This is a genomic window from Pseudoalteromonas sp. PA2MD11 (genome assembly GCF_017808125.1).
GTDB lineage: Bacteria > Pseudomonadota > Gammaproteobacteria > Enterobacterales > Alteromonadaceae > Pseudoalteromonas > Pseudoalteromonas simplex.
Map to the genome: position 1 here is coordinate 295,145 of NZ_JADKNF010000001.1, position 17,533 is coordinate 312,677.

Genomic DNA, 17,533 nt, shown 5'->3' on the forward strand with positions numbered 1-17,533 from the left:
GTCGTGGTTCAACCTGTAAAAAATACTAAGTTTGACGAGTATTTAGATTTCCCATGCCCATTCACATTTAAAATCATGGGCTTAGCTAACGTAAATCTAACAGATCAGATCCTAGAAAAGCTGCAACCAATTGCACCTGGCGATTATGCGCCAAAGGTAAAACCAAGCAGCAAAGGTAATTACGAATCTGTAACGCTTGTAGCAACGGTTACAAGTAAAGAGCACATTGAAGAAATTTATAACGTGATCAGCAACATCGATGACGTACGTCACATGCTATAGGCCGATTACGGAGTAACTCGTGAGCGAAAGAGAATTAATCGTTCGTCAACTAGGTCGTCAGCGTTACATGCCAATTTGGCAAAAAATGCAATCTTTTACCGACACCCGTGATGAGCACACAGCAGATGAAATTTGGCTTGTAGAGCACGAGCCAGTATTTACGCAAGGCCAAGCAGGCAAAGCTGAGCACTTATTAAATACCGGTGATATCGAAGTGATCCAAGTGGATCGTGGTGGTCAAGTGACCTATCACGGACCAGGCCAACAAATGATGTATGTGCTATTCAACTTACGTCGTTTAAACATTGGTGTAAGGGAGCTGGTAACCTGGCTTGAAGAGTGCATTATTGATACGTTAAAAGACTACGACATTGATGCCTACGCGAAAGCGGACGCACCCGGTGTTTACGTTAACGACAGCAAAGTTGCCTCATTAGGCCTTCGCGTTCGCCGCGGTTGCTCTTTCCACGGTTTAGCACTAAATGTAAGTATGGATCTAAGCCCATTCTTACGTATTAATCCATGCGGCTATGCTGGCATGAACATGGTGCAAACAACCGATCTTAACGGTCCGCAAAACCTCGAGCAAGCAGGTGCAGGGCTTGTAAAACACATGATTAAAAAGCTTAATGCTACTGTGGTTAAGCACACTGAAGGGTTTGAAAACGAATGAATAAACCAGTCAAAATGGAACCAGGCGTAAAACTGCGTGATGCAGAAAAAATGGCACTGATCCCAGTTAAAGTTTTACCGACTGAAAAAAACGAAATGTTGCGTAAGCCAGAGTGGCTAAAAATTCGCTTACCAAAATCAACCGAACGTATTGATGGTATTAAACAAGCGATGCGTAAACATGGTTTACACTCAGTGTGTGAAGAGGCTTCGTGCCCTAACCTATCTGAATGTTTCAACCATGGTACTGCGACTTTCATGATCTTAGGTGCTATTTGTACTCGTCGTTGTCCGTTCTGTGATGTTGCTCATGGTCGCCCATTAAAGCCAGACGCAGCTGAGCCAGAAAAGCTGGCGCTGACGATTAAAGACATGAAGCTAAGCTATGTTGTAATCACGTCAGTAGACCGTGATGATTTACGTGATGGTGGTGCACAACACTTTGCTGACTGTATTCGTGAAATTCGTAAGCACAACCCAGAAATAACGATTGAAATTTTAGTACCTGATTTCCGTGGTCGTATGGACAGAGCCCTTGATATCTTAATCGAGACGCCGCCAGATGTATTTAACCACAACCTAGAAACAGCACCGCGTTTATACAAATTAGCGCGTCCAGGTGCTGACTATAAATGGTCACTTGAGCTATTACGTCGCTTTAAAGAAGCACATCCAGATGTGAAAACAAAGTCTGGTTTGATGGTAGGTTTAGGTGAAGAAATTAGCGAAATCGAAGAAGTATTACGTGATTTACGCGAGCATAACGTTGATATGCTAACAGTAGGTCAATACCTACAACCTTCTAAGCACCACTTACCGGTTAAACGCTATGTGCCGCCAGCTGAGTTTGATGCATTAAAAGATTATGCAGACGAAATTGGCTTTACACATGCGGCCTGTGGTCCATTTGTTCGCTCAAGCTACCATGCTGACCAACAAGCAGCTGGTAAAGAAGTGAAGTAATACTTTTACAATTATTTAAAAGCCCGCATTAAGCGGGCTTTTTTATGTTCCAAAATATCAGCGCCCATAACGCGCTAAGAACATTTTTACAGTTTCGCTTATTACTTTGTTATCTGAGTCGCCTTCTTGGCGCTCAAAGCCATACAGCAACGGATAAAAGATAAGCGACTTTAACTGATACACAAACTGTTTCGCTGCAAACTCAACATCATCAATAGTTAAAACCTGTGCTTGCACACCCGCTTCTAAAAACGCCACCAGATCTTGCATACAGCCCATGTTATTACTGGCTAATGATTTTGCTAGATCAGGCTGCTGTAACATCTGCATAAAAGCGACTTTCGCTACTTTTAAAAACTCTTCAGAGGTTAAAAGCGCCACTTCTTGTTCAGCAATGCGTGTTAACTGCTGTGCAATTGGCACAGCGGCATCAAATACAACCGCTTGCTCTTGGCGGACTTTTTCAAACATAAACACTAGAATTGCTTGAAACAACACATCTTTATTTTCAAAGTGATTATATACGGTACGCTTTGAGGCACCCGCTAAGCTTGCAACCTGATCCATACTGGTATGCTCAACACCTTGCTGAAAAAACAATGTCTCAGCAGCATTCAAAATATCTAATCGTTTTCTCTGTGATAATTTCATGGACCCCTCCGATAAGGGTTACTAGTGTAACGCAAAAATAAAAAATGCACTAGATAGTTTACTTTTATAGCAAACCATGAAAAACTACACCGTGTAGTTTACTTATGGTGACGATATGAAATTTCTAAAATGGCTCGCAATCGCCACTCTATGCATCGTGATAGGAGTGTTTATTATGAATAATCAATTAGCCGCTGAAGGCGTGAGTTATAACAGCCACTCTGCGCAATTATCTGATGGCAAGTTCCACAACACTGCTGAGGTAGAAAGACCCAGCTTTAAGAAAACTCTAGGTATCTTCAAACGCTTTATTACAGAAAAGAAAATTGATGCAGAGCCAAAAGGTGAACTGCCTATGCATTCTGTATCCCATGCACAGCTTGAGCGTTTATCTAATGACACAGTGCATTTTGTAAAATTAGGTCACTCCTCTATTTTAGCGAAAGTGTATGGTGAATACTGGCTATTTGATCCGGTATTTTCAGAACGCGCTTCGCCTTTTTCATTCATGGGACCCAAGCGCTTTCAGCCAACACCTATCAGCATTGCAGAGCTACCAAACATTGCTAAAGTGTTTATTTCGCACAACCATTATGATCACTTAGATAAAGCGGCGATTAAACAGCTTGTTGATAAAACAGATTCTTTTTATGTGCCATTAGGAGTCGAAAACGACCTGAAAAAATGGGGCGTTGATGAAAAAAAGGTGCATAGCTTTGATTGGTGGCAAGAGCAAAATATGGCAAATAGCCAAATTGTATTTACCCCAACCCAGCACTTTTCTGGCCGAGGTTTAACAGACGGCAATAAAACTCTTTGGGGCTCTTGGGCTATTAAAGTAAATGACAAGCGCTTTTATTTTAGCGGTGACTCTGGCTACTTTGCTGGCTTTAAAGAAATTGGTAATCGCTACGGGCCGTTTGATATCACCTTTATTGAAACCGGTGCTTACGACAAAGATTGGGCTGACATTCACATGACACCAGAACAATCAGTACTAGCTCACCTCGATTTACAAGGTGATGTGATGGTGCCAGTGCATAATGGTACATTCGATCTCGCCTTTCATGCTTGGTATGACCCACTTAAACGTATCGCTAAAAAAGCAGGACAGGAGCAAGTATCGCTGAGTACTCCGCTAGTTGGAGAGGTATTTAAAATTCAAGATACCGCCATTGATAAAGCGTGGTGGTAAAATTGGCAGGATGAAAGGTGCATTATTACCCTTTCATCCTGAATAATTAGTTATTTGTAGACTCTTTCTGGACAGCCCCCCTTCGCGTCCCATATATTGAAACCCTGTGCAATCAACCAGAAAAACTATGACAACTCACCTTAAGTATGCAAGCTTGGCACTTGCAATTGGTTTATTCGGCTGCTCTGAGCAACCAACAACAAGCACTGATAAACCAAACGCTGAAAGCAATGAAGCCGTAAACATTGCCAATGTACGCTCACATATTAAAACCCTCGCCTCAGATGAATTCTTAGGCCGCGGCCCTTTAACTGAAGGCGAAACGCTCACTATTAACTATTTAGCCGATGAATATAAAAAACTCGGCTTAAGCGGTAGTTTTAATGGTGAGTTTTTACAGCCAGTTACCATGGCAAAACTCACTCCAGATCAAAACATGACCTTACAAGTGGGTGATTTAAGCTTTAATTCTGGCAGTGATTTTACCGCCCGTACCCAACAAATTAACCCTGAGATCAACATTGATGGCTCTGATGTTGTGTTTGTTGGCTACGGTATCAATGCACCTGAATATAATTGGGATGACTTTGCAGATATTGATGTAAAAGACAAAACAATTATCGTGCTTGTTAATGATCCTGGGTTTGCCACGCAAGACGACGCGCTTTTCACCGGTAATGCTATGACCTATTACGGTCGTTGGACTTACAAGTATGAAGAAGGTGCTCGCCAAGGTGCAAAAGCGGTATTTATCGTTCACGAAACTGCTCCTGCAGCTTACCCTTGGAGCGTTGTAGAAAGCTCGAACACGGGTAGTAAATATACCTTAATCGACCAAGATAAAAATGCTTCTGACATCCCTGTAATGGGCTGGATTGATGAGCAAGCGGCAAATGAAATTTTTGCTCAAGCAGGCCTTAATTATCAAACTGAAAAAGCCAACGCACTAAAAGCTGACTTTAAACCTATCGACTTAAAAGCGAAAGCAGCGCTGACACTGAAAAGTGATATCTCTCAAGCGCAATCGCATAATGTTGTTGCAACGCTTAAAGGTAGCGAAACTCCTGATGAGTACATTGTAATTGGTGCGCACTGGGACCACTTTGGCACCAAGCAAACTGATAACGGCGTGAAAATCTACAATGGTGCTGTTGATAACGCATCAGGTAGCGCAGCAACGGTTGAAATAGCCCGTATTCTTACTGAAATGCATAAGAAAAAACCATTTAAACGCTCTATTATCTTTGCCAACTTTACGGCTGAAGAAACAGGGCTTATTGGCTCAGAGCAATTCGCAACTGGCGAGATTGTACCAACCAAGCAAATGGTCGCGCTGCTTAATATTGATGGTATGAACGTGCTAGACGGTGTTGACTACATATTACAATACGGGAAAGGCATGTCTGAAATGGAAGACTACCTTGCAGATGCAGCGAAAGCACAAGGTCGTCATGTAAAAATGGACCCTCGTCCTCAAAATGGTTTGTTCTTCCGCTCTGATCACTTCTCGCTGGCTAAACAAGGCGTTCCTAGCTTACTATTTATGAGTTTAGGTGATACAGATCCTGATTACATCGCGCACAAATATCATAAAGAAGCTGACGACTATTCAGCAGATTGGTCTATGGGTGGTGTTGAGCAAGATATTGAACTGATTGTTGATATTGCTGCCAAACTTGCTGATAACGGCGACTGGCCTAAGTGGAAAGCCGAGTCTGATTTCAAAACTCGTCGCTTACAAGACAAGCAATAACCTTCGCTTAGATACAAAAAACCGAGCTAGTTGAAGTTAGCTCGGTTTATTATTGGTTAGTTTTACTTATTACTCGCTAATTTTAGCCTTAAGTGATTGTGCTTCTTCTTGCACTTCCTCAGGGCCATTGGCAATAACATCTTCAATGGCTTGGAGCGCTGCATCAAAGTCGTCTATTTCGATATATGCCCGAGCTAAGTCCAGTTTTGCTGAGTAACCACCACTTTCGGCATCAACATCAGTTGGGTTATCACCTGCTAGTAAGTCATTAAAATCACTCAGCCCTACATCCATATCAACCTCATCATAAGGTTCATGGTCGAGTGCTTCATCGTCACTTTGTTCAAGTAATGAATCGATATCTACAAACTCATCCGTTGAAGTAGTTTGCTCCTCAGTATCTAATGCCTCTACTTCAGGTGCAACTGGCTGTTCGCTTTCACCCTGTAAGTCTTCATTTAATAGCGCATTAAAATCAACATCGAACTCACTGGCATCAGCAATATCAGCTTCGTCTGGCTCTGCTAGTTCATTTAACAGCGCATCAAAGTCTGTTTGAGTAAGGTCAGCCATAAAATCATCATCGATTTCATCGTCTGACAGCTCACTTAAATCAGCCTCGTCAGCTAAATTAGACTCGATATCAGCTAATGTTTGTTCAGCTTCTACGGCATCATCAAGTTCAATATCGTCCAATTCGAATTCAGGGAACTCCTCTAATTCGTCTTGGCTATCAGCCACATCATCGTCAATTGGCGCTTCGCTCGTTAACTCTGTTGTGCCTTCACTTGGTGATTGATCCGATAAGTCGTCCTCAGGATCAAGAACATCATCTTCTGTAAATTCATTATCAAGCAAGATCTCATCATCAAAATCATCGTCTAGCTGATCAAGCTCATCACCCGTTGCTAATGAATTAGCAAGGTCTTGCTCTGCCTGACTTAACTGTAATGGTGCATCTTCATCTAACTCACCAGAAATGTCTTCATCAGATTCATCCAATTCAAAACCGGCTTCATCTAGCTCAAGCTCTGGATACTCTTCCAACTCCTGGCTAGGAGTCACCGTATCTTGCTGTAATGGCTCTTCGTCGGCGGTTAAATCAAATTCATCAGTTAGGTCTTCATCTGCTAGCGGATCATCGCCTAAATCAATTTCAACTTCTTCTATGTCTTGCTCGGGTTCATCTATTGACCAATCTGGAGCTTCGACATAATCATCTTCTTCACCAATTTCATTCAATAACTCATCGACACTTTTCAGTGACGGATCATCAAACTCGTCGAGACTATCATCTTCATCTAATAGCTCAACGCTATCTTCATTAAACTCTTGATTAAGCGCCTCATCGATATCAACTTCGTCACTATCATCCGCATCATCAACCAACTCTGATGCAATTGATTCAACATTCATGTCATCAACCGCTTGATCAGCATCGGCTAAATCTTCTAGCGACTCTTGTAGATTCTCATCATGCTCTGCACTGTCACTCTGTTCATGACTTAAATCTGATATCTGCGCTTCAGTGTCTTGCTTCAGCTCATTTGTTTGCTGAATAAGCTCTTCAAGCTCATCATCAACGTCAGAGTCCTGCTCATCACTAGAGTCTTCATCAAGTAATGAGTCAATATCTGCTACATCGAGTTCATCGTCTTGCTCAGCATTGTCATCAATATCTGAGCTACTTTCATTTGTTAACTCAGGCTCTTCTGACTCTGCATCAGCCTCATCAAGTAGTGAGTCGATTTCATCAGTATCAAACTCATCGCTTAAATCATCCGTAATAGGCTCTTCGGTAAGCTCTTCAACAGGTTCTTGTTCTGGCTCTTCCTGCGCTTCATCCAATAATGAGTCGATGTCATCGACATCTAAATCATCATCAAGCTCATCCTCGTCAATTAAATCGTCTGCACTAGGTTCTTCAATTGACTCTTCAACCAGCTCTTCAGGCTCTTGCTCTAACTGTGCCTCATCTAGCAATGAATCAATGTCATCAACATCTAGTTCGTCATCAAGCTCGTCTTCGTCGATTAAATCCTCTGCGCTTGGTTCTTCTGTAAGCTCTTCTGGCTGCTCCTCAACAAGCTCTGCTTCAGGCTCTGACTCTGTCTGAGCTTCATCTAATAATGAATCAATGTCATCAACATCTAAGTCATCATTAAGCTCATCTTCGTCGATTAAATCGTCTGCGCTAGGTTCTTCAACGAGCTCTTCAGGCTCTGGCTCTGCTTGTGCTTCATCTAATAATGAATCAATGTCATCAACATCTAAGTCATCACCGAGCTCGTCTTCGTCGATTAAATCGTCTGCGCTAGGTTCTTCTACAAGCTCTTCAGGCTGCTCCTCAACAAGCTCCGCTTGAGGCTCTTGCTCTGCTTGTGCTTCATCTAGTAATGAATCAATGTCATCAACATCGAGAGCATCATCAAGCTCATCTTCATCGATTAAATCGTCTGCGCTAGGTTCTTCTACTGGCGCTTCTTCTTGAACCTCATCTAATAATGAGTCAATGTCATCAACATCTAGCGCATCATCAAGATCATCGTTTTCTAATGCATCGTTAACTTCAGCGGCTGGCTCTTCTGTTTGTGCTTCATCGATTAAGCTGTCGATATCGAAATCATCTTCATCGATGAGTTCATCCGCGCTTGGTTCTTCGGCTGGCGCTTCTTCTTGAGCTTCATCTAATAGCGAGTCAATGTCATCAACATCCAGCGCATCATCAAGATCGTCGTTTTCTAATGCATCGTTAGCTTCAGCGGCTGGCTCGTCTGTTTGCGCCTCATCAATTAAGCTGTCGATATCGAAATCATCTTCATCGATGAGTTCTGCTTCAACGTTAGTTGTTGAGGCATCATTATTTTCATCGAGTAAGTCATCAATATCGTCTAGGTTTACGTCTTGATTAGAATCTGTATTGTTTTGCTCATCAATTAAGCTATCAATGTCAAAGTCATCTTCAGCGTCATCTTCTGCGAGCTCTTCACTAAGCGCTGCCATTTCATCATTAGCGTTATCTAACGAGTCATCTTCATCAGTATCAAATAGGTCATCAATGTCATCTGCACTTAAAATATCACCCGATGAATCTGCTGGAGACTGTTCACTATCTAGGTCTATTTCATCACCTAAACTGTCGTCATCGGTTTGATCGAAATCTTGCTGTAAAAATGCATCTAAATCATTATCGTCAGCGCTATTAGATGAATCATCGCTAAACTCAATATCATCACTTAAAAGCCCTTCTAGCTCATCTTGATTTAAAACACTGTCATCTTCATCGAAACTATCATCAATGCTGTCGTCAAAAATGATGTCATCATCTGGCAGCATGTCTTGGTCTAAGTCGTCATCTAAACGCACACTCAAGTCATCATTGTCTTCGACTGGATCAGGAACTAGTGGATCAGTTTCTATAATTGGTTCTAAATCATCATCAGCATTATAACTTGGGCTTTGAGGTAAAAATTCATCGTCATCGCTGGCATCTGTATCATCATTAGCGCTGTTGCGTTTTTTCAAAAACATCACAACGGCAGCAATGATCAGTAATGCCGGAATAAACATTAATGCACCGAGAACAAATGGGTTGCTCAGTAAACTCGAAAAACTAAACCCACTGTCCTCTTCAATCTTTTTTGCTCTTTGCTGCTCTATGATTTCATTTTGTTTAGTGATCAGTTCTTTTAGCTGCTTTTGAATTTCACTGTCTTGACCAAGCTGATCGCGAACGGTTTCAAGCTCTTTAGAAATACCACTCAGTTGCTTTTTGAGTTTGTTGTTCTCAGCTAAGATTTCTTCAACATTTTCAACCGACGATTTAAACTGCTTTTGAAGCTCGACTAGCTGCGTACCCTGCTCTGTTTTAATGGTGTTGATTTCTTGCTTAAGCTCTTGCTTTGCTTCGTCTACATCAACTTTACGGGCTTGGGTTACTTTCTTTTGCGATTCATTAATTTCAGCAGTAGTCAGGGTGCCGTTTTTCTTTTTCTCCCATAGCTCATCATCTTGTTCAGAACGCGCTTTTGCTAACGTTGGATTGACCGCGCGCATTTCAGCAATTGTTGGGATTTTTAGGTATGCGCCATCACGCATATGATTTAGGTTTTGATCTAAAAATGACGATGGGTTTTTGTCATACAGAGCTTGCATGACCTGATAAATGCTTACAGAGTTGTCAGGGCGAATTTTAGCGGCAATACGCCACAGTGTATCGGTCGGTTTAATTGGACCAATTGAGCGCCCCTGCGCACCATAATCGACACCTTTAGGGCCTTTAAGTGTGGTGCCTTCATCAGAGTATGTCGGTGTTACCACCAATGCAGACGCTAATATGAAGAGTGTTGCTAAACCGCGCATGCTGATCCTTTATGTTTTAAATGTTAACGCAGCAACCTTGGTTGCTTAAACATCAAGTAATTCTTGCAGAATTGATTCTTAATTATGTTTTCTTGCAAGCTCTATTCCAGCTGCAAACTATAACTTAGTTGCCTTGCAATATCTATTGCAACACCTTGATAGTAAATAGCTTAAATATTAGCGGCTGAGAGACTTTTTTATTGTTATCGTTAAGTTTATACGCTTTTACAACGTATGCGGCAATAATTTGGCAGTGAATTCACAAAAAAAGCGGCAAATTGCCGCTTTCTGTCAAATTTAGCTCAGCCTAAATCATCAGATTTATAAATAATTTGCGATAAGCTCTTCAGCAATCTGCACACTATTTGTTGCTGCACCTTTGCGCGTATTATCGCTAACAACCCACATGTTTAAACCATGTGGGTGCGAAATATCAGCACGTAAACGACCCACGTATACAGTATCGTTACCACTTGCATCTGATACTGCTGTTGGGTAATCCGCTAAGTCTTCAATAAACTCTACACCAGGTGCATCGTTTAATAGCTGTTTAACATGTTCGATATCTACTGGCATACGCGTTTCAATATTAATCGCTTCACTGTGACCAAAGAACACGGGAACACGAACACAGGTAGGGTTAACCACAACACTGTTATCACCTAAGATTTTTTGTGTTTCGTTAACCATTTTCATTTCTTCGCGGGTATAACCGTTATCTTCAAAACTGTCTATTTGTGGGATCACGTTAAAAGCAATTTGTTTAGGGAAAACGGCATTATCCATCGGACGCGCATTCATTAAGTTTGCTGTTTGCTTGGCTAGTTCATCAACGGCTTCTTTACCCGCACCCGATACAGCTTGATAAGTTGATACGTTAATGCGGTCAATGCCATAAGCATCATAAATTGGTTTTAACGCCACCAGCATTTGAATCGTTGAGCAGTTAGGGTTTGCAATGATGTTGCGATTTCTGAAATCCGCCAAGCTTGATGCATTCACTTCAGGAATAATGAGTGGCACATCGTAGTCATTACGAAAGTGTGAGGTATTGTCAATTACCACACAGCCTGCGTCCGCCGCAATCGGTGCGTATTTTTCAGAGACACTGCCACCTGCTGAAAATAAACCAATGTGAGCTTGGCTAAAATCAAACTCTTCGACATCGATTACTTCAATGCTCTCACCGCGAAATTGAATCTCTTCGCCGGCACTACGACTGCTTGCGAGTAAAAATAATTGGTCTACCGGAAACTTACGATCTTCCAACGTTTCGATAATCTGACGACCCACTAAACCTGTGGCACCTAATACGGCTACATTAAATTTTTGCGACATGTATTTTCCTCTTTTGAATAAAGCAAATGGCTTTATTCGTTAATTCTAAATCCCAGTGCAGCTAATGCGCCTTCACATGCACTGTTGGCAGCCACCGACAAAGTACTAAACTCGCGTCGTGGCGGGTAATTCTTACGTAAACTATCAAAGCCTTCGCTTGCTAATTTACTGCGTAAAATGCCATCGTCGCGACGCACATCATAAATTAAGTGCACCAAGCGACCTATATCGTCTAGGTTAAAGGTTTCACCAAGCGTGACAGAATGGCTAATTGGCTCTGGTAAAAAATCGTCCAGAGACTTAAGCGCTGCGATGCCTTCAAGCTCACATACTTGCTGATACAGCATTTGTGTACCGCGGGCTTTGCCTTCAAGTGTATGCCCTGCAATATGCACGCTGGCATAACGTACATAATCAAGCAGAGGTGTCAGTATATTGGGTTCGTTTTCCCAAACATCAAGCACACAATCTAATTTTGCGCCTTGCTCAAACAATGCTAGCAATGCTTGGTTATCAATCACATCACCACGGCTTGCATTGATAATCGTCATACCCGGCTTAAGCGTTTTTAGGCGTTTTTCATCGAGCATGTGCAAGGTTTTATGTGGCCCTTGCTTAACTAAAGGCACGTGAAAAGTCACAGTATCAGCTTGAGCTAGTAATGTGTCTAACTCAATATGCTCTGCAAGCTCACCGGCTTCATGTTTTGGTGGATCACATAACAATACATTCATACCAAGCAGGCTTAACTTATCACGTAAACAGCTACCTATACTGCCAACACCCACTATGCCGATGGTTTTACCTTGTAATGAACTGGCATTTTCTTGGCTCAAGGCATACAAGCAGCTAATAACATATTCAGCAACCGCCACGGCATTACAACCTGGTGCGCTGCTAAATGCGATATTTCGCTCAGTAAGTAACTCGGTATCAATGTGATCAACACCTATGGTTGCTGTGCCCACAAATTTTAATTTATCTGCTTGAGTGAGTAAGGCTTTATCTACATTAGTAACTGAACGGGTTAACAAAATATCGACCCCGACTAGCTGCTCGGGTTGAAGATTACGGCCATCAAATCGCTCAACATCACCAAAATCGGCAAAGTACTGCTCAACCAATGGCATATTTTGATCTGCAAGAATTTTCATTTGTGTGTCCGAGAGGCAGAAAGTGGCGCTATTGTAGCGAATTTATCAGTATTCGGATAGGTAACAACTAAGACGATTTTGGGGTTATTTATAACAAATGAAAAAGCCGAGCTATTGCTCGGCTTTAAGCAAATACTGGAGAGGTTTAACCTTTATATTTGCTCATTACTAATGTAGCGTTAGTGCCACCGAAACCGAAGCTGTTAGACATAACTGTATTTAGTTCAACGTCTTTACGCTCAGTTACAATATTTAGACCTGCAGCTTGCTCATCTAGTTCATCAATGTTGATAGATGGAGCAACAAAGTTATGCTCAAGCATTAATAGCGAGAAGATTGCTTCATGAACGCCTGCTGCACCTAAAGCGTGACCTGTCATTGCTTTGGTTGCACTGATCATTGGCGAGTTACCACCAAATACTTCTTGAATAGCGCCAAGCTCTTTCACATCACCAACAGGTGTTGAAGTACCGTGAGTATTTAAGTAATCAATACCGCCTTCAAGATCTTGCATTGCTTGCTTCATACAACGTACAGCGCCTTCACCTGATGGAGCTACCATGTCGTAGCCGTCAGACGTTGCACCGTAACCTGTGATTTCTGCATAAATGTGCGCGCCACGGGCAAGTGCATGCTCAAGTTCTTCAACAACAACGATACCGCCACCACCAGAGATAACGAAACCGTCACGGTTTGCATCGTATGTACGTGATGCTTTCTCTGGTGTTTCATTGTACTTAGTAGACAATGCACCCATTGCATCGAATTCCATTGCTAGCGTCCAGTGAAGCTCTTCACCACCACCTGCAAAGATGACGTCTTGCTTACCTAATTGAATTTGCTCAACCGCATGACCGATACAGTGTGCAGATGTCGCACATGCAGAGCTTAATGAGTAGTTAACACCTTTAATTTTAAATGGTGTTGCAAGACACGCCGAAGTCGTACTCGCCATAGTACGTGGTACCATGTAAGGACCAACACGTTTTACGCCTTTTTCACGTAAAATGTCAGCCGCTTCAACTTGCCATTTAGATGAACCACCACCTGAACCCACTAATAAACCAGTGCGCTCGTTTGAAACTTGATCTTCACTAAGGCCAGCATCTGCAATCGCTTGTGACATTGAGATATAAGCGTATGCAGCAGCATCGCCCATAAAGCGCATTGCTTTACGATCAACAAACTCTTTAACATCAATATCGATTTTGCCAGATACGTTACTACGTAGGTTGTAGTCAGCAAACTCTTGGTTGAACGCGATACCACTACGGCCTTGTTTTAATGATTCTAATACTTCTTCTTTGTTGTTACCGATGCTTGAAACAACACCGATGCCCGTAATAACGGCTCTTCTCATGGGTAATTACCTTAGCTCTATACTAAATTGTGTTCTATTTTACGCTGAAATTACTTTCGAAGTGGTCAGCTTTCTAGCGTACACATGTACTCTGAATGTCTAGCTTATAAATAACGCCAGACTATTTCAAAGAAAACACGTAAAATAATGAAAAAAGTTTGTAGTTAATTAGTTAAACCATGATCAAAAACGCACATATTCATTTTAATCACCTTGGTACCCCTGTCGCCGATCAGTTTGACGATGTTTATTTCTCTAATGACGATGGCTTAGCCGAATCACATTATGTGTTTTATCAACAAAACCATATCCCGCAACGATTACAAAATCATGACCGTAACCACTTTGCGATTGCTGAAACAGGCTTTGGTACGGGGCTTAACTTTTTAAATACATGGCAGCACTTTGCTGCTCACCTTGATAGGCAGCATGCAGAGCAAGAAGTTCAAAATCAACCCGACCATAGTGGTAAAAAAAGTGTTACCCGCTTGCACTTTATCTCTTTTGAAAAATTTCCTATTAAGCGTGATGACCTTGCTCAAGCACTCAAAGCTTGGCCTAGTTTAAGCAAGTATAGTGAGCAACTAATTGCTCAATACCCAATTAATTTAGCCGGCTGTCATCGCCTTGAATTTGCTGGCGGTAAACTAATACTCGACCTTTATTTTGGTGACGTGCAAGACAACATTGATGCCATGAGCTACCCAAGTGAAGGAATTGTCGATGCGTGGTATTTAGATGGCTTTGCACCAAGTAAAAACCCAGATATGTGGCAACAGAGTTTGTTCAACAAGATGCGTGCTATCTCAAGATCAAATGCCACACTCGCCACTTTTACGGCCGCAGGCTTTGTAAGAAGAGGACTCATCGAAGCAGGCTTTAGCATGAGTAAAGCAAAAGGCTATGGTAAAAAGCGCGAAATGCTGATTGGCGAGCTCAATGAGCCTAATGAGCAACAGTCAGGGCCAGCGTATTTTGCACATCAGCAAAGTGAGCTGAGTAATGTGGCTGTTATTGGCGGTGGTATTGCCAGTAGCAGTGTACTGTATTCACTGGCAAAAAGAGGCCTAAAAGCCACGCTTTTTTGCCAAGATGAAGCACTTGCCATGGGCGCATCTCACAATGTACAAGGGGCTGTTTATCCGCATTTGCAAGCGAAGAACTCACCGCACAGTGAAATGTTTGCTCATAGTTTTTTATATGCGATGCGTCTTTACCAACAATTACTTAATGATGGTTTTGACTACCCTCATCAGTGGTGTGGTGTATTACAGCACGCGGTTAAACAAGGTCTAGCTGATAAACATCAAAACCTTGCCGATAAAGAACTTTGGCCAGCTGAATTAATGCGTAATGTAAGCGCTGAAGAAGGCGACGAAATTGCCGGTGTAGAAACGGGCTACTCAGGTGTATTCTTTGCAAAAGGCGGCTGGGTAAATCCACCAGCCCTGGTTACAGCACTCTTTAATGCGGCAAATTCGTTAACTGCCACTACCAATAATAAAATGGACAGTCACTTTAATTGCCATATTGAAAAGCTCGAAAAAACCGCTGACGGCTGGTTACTACACAGCAAAGAGCAAACATTCGGGCCATTTAGCGATGTGATTAATTGTGCAGGTGAACACAGTGACCAGTTTAGCCAAACTCAAGCTCTACCTGTTGTTGGTGTGCGCGGCCAAGTCTCGCATGTGCAAGCAAGCGAGCAGTCAAAACGCTTAAAGACCGTGCTTTGCCATAAGGGCTATTTTACTCCTGAATATCAGGGCCATCATTGCATGGGCGCGACCTTTGAAAAAAACTCAAAAAGCCGTGAAGTTAAAGAGCAAGACAACCACATCAATCGCGAACAACTGTTAAGTTTTTACACAGACAGCGAGTTTGCAACGACCTTAGGTGAGATAACAGCCGCGAAAGCAGCTGTAAGGTGTACCTTCATTGACCATTTACCTATGGCTGGTGAATGGGCTGAACAAAGTGATTATGTAAGCGCGTTTGCTAATCTTCGCTTGGGCAAGCGTTATCAGTACCAAACGTTAACAAAACCTCAGCAAGGCTTGCATGTACTCACAGGCTTTGGTGCAAGAGGCCTGTGCAGTGCCCCCCTTTGTGCTGAACATTTAATTGCTTGTTTAAATAATGAACCAAGACCATTTAGCGAACGTGTGAGTCAGGCTATTCACCCCGCCCGCTTTATTGTTCGTGACCTAATTCGTAATAAAATTTAAGGGGCTAAAAAGCCCCTTTTGATTGTTAATTACTTAATCGCTCAACTAGCTCTACGCGCCGGTTTAACTGACGACCCAAATCGTTTTTATTATTGGCAGCTGGCGCATAAGGGCCTACACCATAACCAATTAAGCGCGACTCTTTAATACCATATTGACTCACGAGCGCTTTAACAACTGCTTTAGCTCGTTTAGATGACAACCCTAAATTATATTCTGGGCTTCCTTTATCATCAGTATGACCAACAACGTACAAGTTTAAGCTGTTATTTTTATTTAAAACATCCGCAATCACTTTTAATGACTCGGCTGACTCAGGTTTAATGTCTGATTTATCATGATCAAAGTAAATGCCATAAATGGCTGCTTTACCTTTTTGCTCTAGTTGCTTTAACACCTGATCCGGATTGGTTTTAACTAAATCTCCTTGTAAAGGCTCTGTTCGAATTATAACAAGTTGCACTCGCGTAGTGCCTTGGTAATTACCCACAAAAAATGCGACAAAGGTTGTTTGATTTTCTATGGTGCTTTTCATTAACTGATAGCGCGGCTGACGATAATAGTTATAAACTTGTTTTACCGACAAGTGATCACCAAGTGCTTGTATTGCATTACGGTCGTCACCACATGCTTGAAGTTCGCAACTAAATACCGTTTCAAAGCCTTCTTTTGTTAAGGCAGACACATAGTTATGAAAAACCTTAAGGGTTGATACTTTTCTAATTTCATAAGTAATACGAGTGATATCACCTGTCACATCTTCAGCAGGTAGCGCTTTGTTTTTACGGTTAAATATTCCTGTTGGTAGTGAAAATTCTTCGTAATCAATTTGCTCGTAGTCTTCAATAAAACTACCAGGATAACGGCTAAGTAATGGATGATCGCTTGAGCCTCTAATATCGTCTTTAGGTGCTTTGGTAACTGGATTTGATTGCTGTTTTGCAAAAGCAGCTGTATTGGCTTGTATCAGACCTGTTTCAAGCTCCTTAATCGCAATTGAGCTACTCATAACACGCGTTTTACTGTTGTACTGGCCAACAAATAACGACACTGCAAACTCAGGCTTTTCACCTTTAGTGGCAAGCAGATAATAAGGCTTACGATGATAATTATAGAGCTGAAAGTAACCGACTTCCTCTGCAAAATCACTGCTGTCACCGCAAGCATCTAGCTGGCAAGAGTAAACAATATTAAAACCATCGCTGAGTAACGCGTGTTTATAGTTTTCAAATACTTTGAGAGTGGCAACATTGTTTATTTCGTACAATGTGTGGTTTACATCGCCAATAAAGTCTGTGTAACTAAATCGCTCTGACGACTTTTTACTGTCATCAAACTGGCTCATTAATTTTGTCTGTTCGCCACTGAGTTTAACCGACTTTTCAACCTCACTATTTGGATAAGGCGATAGCCATTGATTGGCAGATACCGCATTGCAAAATGCTAATGTTATCACCACCAAAAGATTAAAATATATTTTCACTTTAAGTCCTTTTAATTGATTTTGTACCTGATTCAATACTATGCCAAATAATACTTTTTTATTCAAAGTTTGCTTGTACCCCTTTAAAAATA

12 protein-coding genes are annotated in these 17,533 nt (G+C 41.8%); 6 read left to right on the plus strand and 6 right to left on the minus strand.

Annotation, left to right across the window (positions count from 1 at the left end):
• Positions 1-3: 3 nt before the first annotated feature.
• The 3 genes from ybeD to lipA are packed head-to-tail and all read left to right on the plus strand — an operon-like array spanning position 4 to position 1,917.
• Positions 4-282: a DUF493 family protein YbeD gene (gene ybeD / locus ISP07_RS01270; RefSeq protein WP_054551674.1), complete on the plus strand. Its 279-nt coding sequence runs from the start codon at positions 4-6 to the stop codon at positions 280-282.
• Between the two features lie 19 nt (positions 283-301).
• Entirely contained in the window at positions 302-955 is a 654-nt protein-coding gene (lipB, locus tag ISP07_RS01275) for a lipoyl(octanoyl) transferase LipB (RefSeq protein WP_082389180.1), read from the plus strand.
• On the plus strand, positions 952-1,917 hold the full coding sequence (gene lipA, locus ISP07_RS01280; RefSeq protein WP_054551675.1) for a lipoyl synthase: 966 nt from the start codon (positions 952-954) through the stop codon (positions 1,915-1,917). The genes lipB and lipA overlap by 4 nt, the downstream gene beginning before the upstream one ends.
• A 57-nt stretch (positions 1,918-1,974) precedes the next feature.
• On the opposite strand, the gene ISP07_RS01285 is transcribed toward lipA, so the two are convergent.
• The gene (locus tag ISP07_RS01285; RefSeq protein WP_062564346.1) at positions 1,975-2,568 is read right to left on the minus strand and encodes a TetR/AcrR family transcriptional regulator; all 594 of its coding nucleotides are present in this window, start codon (positions 2,566-2,568) and stop codon (positions 1,975-1,977) included.
• A gap of 175 nt (positions 2,569-2,743) precedes the next feature.
• Between ISP07_RS01285 and ISP07_RS01290 the strand changes: the two genes are divergently transcribed.
• Entirely contained in the window at positions 2,744-3,763 is a 1,020-nt protein-coding gene (locus tag ISP07_RS01290; RefSeq protein WP_228290471.1) for an MBL fold metallo-hydrolase, read from the plus strand.
• A 127-nt stretch (positions 3,764-3,890) separates the two neighbouring features.
• Positions 3,891-5,516, plus strand: coding sequence for a M28 family metallopeptidase (locus ISP07_RS01295; protein ID WP_209326546.1), 1,626 nt, complete (start codon positions 3,891-3,893; stop codon positions 5,514-5,516).
• Positions 5,517-5,585: 69 nt separating this feature from the next.
• Here ISP07_RS01295 and ISP07_RS01300 read toward each other — a convergent pair whose 3' ends face one another.
• The 4 genes from ISP07_RS01300 to fabB form a co-directional block, all read right to left on the minus strand.
• Positions 5,586-9,878, minus strand: a complete 4,293-nt coding sequence (locus ISP07_RS01300) for a FimV/HubP family polar landmark protein (RefSeq protein WP_209326547.1) — start codon at positions 9,876-9,878, stop codon at positions 5,586-5,588.
• A gap of 321 nt (positions 9,879-10,199) precedes the next feature.
• Positions 10,200-11,216, minus strand: coding sequence for an aspartate-semialdehyde dehydrogenase (locus ISP07_RS01305; protein ID WP_054551679.1), 1,017 nt, complete (start codon positions 11,214-11,216; stop codon positions 10,200-10,202).
• A gap of 32 nt (positions 11,217-11,248) precedes the next feature.
• The gene (locus ISP07_RS01310; RefSeq protein WP_209326548.1) at positions 11,249-12,370 is read right to left on the minus strand and encodes a 4-phosphoerythronate dehydrogenase; all 1,122 of its coding nucleotides are present in this window, start codon (positions 12,368-12,370) and stop codon (positions 11,249-11,251) included.
• 145 nt (positions 12,371-12,515) lie between these two features.
• Positions 12,516-13,730, minus strand: a complete 1,215-nt coding sequence (gene fabB, locus ISP07_RS01315; protein ID WP_187490087.1) for a beta-ketoacyl-ACP synthase I — start codon at positions 13,728-13,730, stop codon at positions 12,516-12,518.
• A 179-nt stretch (positions 13,731-13,909) separates the two neighbouring features.
• On the opposite strand from fabB, the gene mnmC reads away from it, so the two are divergent.
• The gene (gene mnmC / locus ISP07_RS01320; RefSeq protein WP_209326549.1) at positions 13,910-15,958 is read left to right on the plus strand and encodes a bifunctional tRNA (5-methylaminomethyl-2-thiouridine)(34)-methyltransferase MnmD/FAD-dependent 5-carboxymethylaminomethyl-2-thiouridine(34) oxidoreductase MnmC; all 2,049 of its coding nucleotides are present in this window, start codon (positions 13,910-13,912) and stop codon (positions 15,956-15,958) included.
• A 25-nt stretch (positions 15,959-15,983) separates the two neighbouring features.
• Here mnmC and ISP07_RS01325 read toward each other — a convergent pair whose 3' ends face one another.
• Positions 15,984-17,441, minus strand: a complete 1,458-nt coding sequence (locus ISP07_RS01325) for an OmpA family protein (RefSeq protein WP_209326550.1) — start codon at positions 17,439-17,441, stop codon at positions 15,984-15,986.
• Between the last annotated feature and the right edge of the window lie 92 nt (positions 17,442-17,533).

Bases quoted from the DNA above. Each gene is read 5' to 3' on its own strand.
- ISP07_RS01300 (WP_209326547.1), bottom strand. From the start codon at position 9,878: ATGCGCGGTTTAGCAACACTCTTCATATTAGCGTCTGCATTGGTGGTA.
- mnmC (WP_209326549.1), top strand. From the start codon at position 13,910: ATGATCAAAAACGCACATATTCATTTTAATCACCTTGGTACCCCTGTC.
- ISP07_RS01290 (WP_228290471.1), top strand. From the start codon at position 2,744: ATGAATAATCAATTAGCCGCTGAAGGCGTGAGTTATAACAGCCACTCT.
- lipA (WP_054551675.1), top strand. From the start codon at position 952: ATGAATAAACCAGTCAAAATGGAACCAGGCGTAAAACTGCGTGATGCA.
- ISP07_RS01305 (WP_054551679.1), bottom strand. From the start codon at position 11,216: ATGTCGCAAAAATTTAATGTAGCCGTATTAGGTGCCACAGGTTTAGTG.
- fabB (WP_187490087.1), bottom strand. From the start codon at position 13,730: ATGAGAAGAGCCGTTATTACGGGCATCGGTGTTGTTTCAAGCATCGGT.
- ISP07_RS01295 (WP_209326546.1), top strand. From the start codon at position 3,891: ATGACAACTCACCTTAAGTATGCAAGCTTGGCACTTGCAATTGGTTTA.
- ISP07_RS01310 (WP_209326548.1), bottom strand. From the start codon at position 12,370: ATGAAAATTCTTGCAGATCAAAATATGCCATTGGTTGAGCAGTACTTT.
- ISP07_RS01285 (WP_062564346.1), bottom strand. From the start codon at position 2,568: ATGAAATTATCACAGAGAAAACGATTAGATATTTTGAATGCTGCTGAG.